At 35.3% G+C, this 2,923-nt stretch carries 3 protein-coding genes; all 3 read left to right on the forward strand.

Annotated elements, in window-relative coordinates:
* The first annotated feature begins 401 nt into the window (after window positions 1-401).
* The 3 genes from ABZ345_RS47345 (at window position 402) to ABZ345_RS47355 (ending at window position 2,867) form a co-directional block, all read left to right on the forward strand.
* Entirely contained in the window at window positions 402-1,292 is an 891-nt protein-coding gene (locus ABZ345_RS47345) for an IS982-like element IS982B family transposase (RefSeq protein ID WP_359862338.1), read from the forward strand.
* 224 nt (window positions 1,293-1,516) lie between these two features.
* Window positions 1,517-2,197 (forward strand): IS6 family transposase, encoded by a 681-nt coding sequence (locus tag ABZ345_RS47350; RefSeq protein ID WP_359862339.1) that lies wholly within the window; start codon window positions 1,517-1,519, stop codon window positions 2,195-2,197.
* A 106-nt stretch (window positions 2,198-2,303) separates the two neighbouring features.
* Window positions 2,304-2,867 (forward strand): VanZ family protein, encoded by a 564-nt coding sequence (locus tag ABZ345_RS47355; RefSeq protein ID WP_357056717.1) that lies wholly within the window; start codon window positions 2,304-2,306, stop codon window positions 2,865-2,867.
* Window positions 2,868-2,923 lie beyond the last annotated feature (56 nt).

Genomic DNA, 2,923 nt, shown 5'->3' on the forward strand with positions numbered 1-2,923 from the left:
AATCATTCATAAATATAATCCCTCTTTTTATTAAATTCTGTAAGAAAAACCCTAATTTTTCTGATAAATTAAATCAAAACTTGCTTAAGTTAAACCATTTTGGTGTTTTTTTTTAATTTTCTATACTATATTAGTTTATTATATAAAACAAAACCTGTTAATGCAAGTGAATGTATGGGTTTCAAATTTTAAACTGCAAGAAATTTTACGTATAAATAAAGATATAAGTTTAATCATTTAGTATGGTTTTTCAACTTTACTTTCAGAAAAATTACAATTTTTCAGAAATACATCAAGCAATACTTTTATATACCCGAATTGCTAGTTAATTTCATTGGAAAATAAATAAGTCGTGCTATCCTAATCTTAAAGCACTAAGCATTAGAAAGCTCACGACTTATATGACTTATAATAGCACACTTCCAAAAGTTTTTGTTTATTTACTGACAACCATTGAGACGCTTTATCAAACGAGTGTTCCCCTTGAGGTTCAAAACCGAAAGAACGTCCATCTCGCAACATCAGATTGCTTAGTTATCGCTTGTTACCTCTGGGGCGTACTGCATTTTAGTGAAACGCTTAAAGCTAAGCACCAATTGGCTCAAAGTTTATTTCCTAATTTCCTAGAATATTCTCGCTTTGTCCGCCGTTGTAATGCCCTCTTACCGAGTATCCAAGTCATTCGCCAAGCACTCGTCTTTAAAGAGGTTGAAGGAATGAGTGTATCCATTATTGACAGCTTCCCCATTCCTTTGTGTCAGCCTATTCGTAACTTCAGAAGCAAAGTTCTTGGAGATGATGCAAATGTTGGCTACAATGCTACAAAGGGACAGTACTTCTATGGATGTAAATGTCATGCTTTAGTCAGTGAATCAGGCTATGTCATCGACTACACAATTACTCCTGCTTCAATGGCTGATCGTTCAATGACCGAGGAAGTGTTGAGTCAATTTGGGACACCAACAGTCCTTGGAGATATGGGATATCTAGGTCAGTCACTGCATGATAGGCTGGAATTAAAAGGAATTGATCTAATTACACCTGTCAGGAAGAACATGAAGCAAAAGAAAATCCTTTTCCCTAATTTTTCAAAACGTAGAAAAGTGATTGAGCGAGTTTTCTCTTTTTTGACAAATCTAGGAGCTGAGCGTTGTAAAAGTCATTCGCCTCAAGGTTTTCAATTGAAATTAGAGATGATACTTTTAGCGTATTCTTTACTGTTAAAATCAGCTAAAACACTGGAACCAGAGACTTTAAGATATTCTATCGGGTATCAAGTCATGGCTAAATAATCAACTAGCAATTCGGGTCGTAATTAACATAATTGTATATGAACCCTTTGCATTTTCGTTTAACGGCTTAATGGTTTTTCGCCTTAATAATAATAACCTTTGTTAAAAATTTGATTTTTTCTTTTAAGGGCCTAGAATTTATTATTTCTTTGGTTCTGTTGCAAAGTTTTCCAAAAAATCTATTTTAGTGTAAAATTGAGAAAAAAGACAGAGAGGACAGAGTAATGAATCATTTTAAAGGCAAACAATTCAAAAAAGACGTCATTATTGTCGCTGTTGGTTACTACCTGCGTTACAATCTAAGCTATCGTGAAGTTCAGGAATTGTTATATGATCGTGGAATAAATGTTTGTCATACTACGATTTATCGTTGGGTGCAAGAGTACAGCAAAGTCCTCTATTATCTTTGGAAGAAGAAAAATAGACAATCCTTCTATTCATGGAAAATGGACGAAACCTATATCAAAATTAAGGGACGTTGGCATTATCTTTATCGTGCAATTGATACGGACGGCTTAACCTTAGATATCTGGTTACGAAAGAAACGGGATACGCAAGCAGCCTATGTTTTATTAAAACGACTCCATAAACAGTTTGGTGAGCCGAAAGCAATTGTGACCGATAAAGCACCTTCTCTTGGCTCCGCCTTTAGAAAGTTACAGAGTGTGGGTTTATATCCTAAGACAGAGCACCGAACTGTGAAGTATCTTAACAATTTAATAGAACAAGACCATCGACCTATTAAACGACGGAATAAATTTTATCAAAGTCTCCGTACAGCCTCTTCCACGATTAAGGGCATGGAGACCCTTCGAGGAATATATAAAAAGAACCGAAGAAATGGAACGCTCTTCGGCTTTTCGGTGTCTACTGAAATCAAGGTATTAATGGGAATACCAGCCTAAGATATTTGGAGTTCAGAGCGGGCGCGTTTGATTTTCAAACTTCGCAACAGAACCAAATAGGGTTAATCTCATCAAGAAAAGGAGTTAGAAACAGTTGCGAAAATATATGATCTACCTCAGCAGTTTATTGGTCACATTTATCCTGAGTTATGCGACGATTACTTGGCTGATTATGCCCGTTCTCACTCGCTATCAAAGCCTGGCTAGGTTGATTAACCACTTTGACTATACCGCATTAACTTTAATACTCTTATTAACGCTGATTATCTGGTTGTTTGGCATCCAGTATCACCTCAAAGATTTTTCAGTTATTTATCTCTATCTTGCTTTCAGTGTGTATTTATTACTGTTATTCATGGTGCTTTTTACTAAAACAACGGATTTTCAGGCGATATCACTGAATCCTTTTGACTTTATAAAAGCGGATACCAGAACGATTCAAGAGGCAGTGCTAAATATTATCTACTTCATTCCTTTAGGTGGCCTTTACTGTATCAATACTGATTTCAAACAGTTTGTCATTGTCAGTTTGGTCACACTTTTAGGAATTGAAACCATTCAATTTATCTTTTATTTGGGCACATTTGCCATTAGTGATATTATCTTGAATTTTTTGGGTTGTTTGATTGGGTATTATTGTTGTTGGGAGATTAAAAGGCGGTTGAGTTGAGCTAACCCAAAAGTAGCATAAAAATAGACAGGAGATATATCTCGAATGGTATCGAG

The sequence above is a fragment of the Lentzea sp. NPDC005914 genome (genome assembly GCF_040629405.1).
Lineage (GTDB): Bacteria > Actinomycetota > Actinomycetes > Mycobacteriales > Pseudonocardiaceae > Lentzea.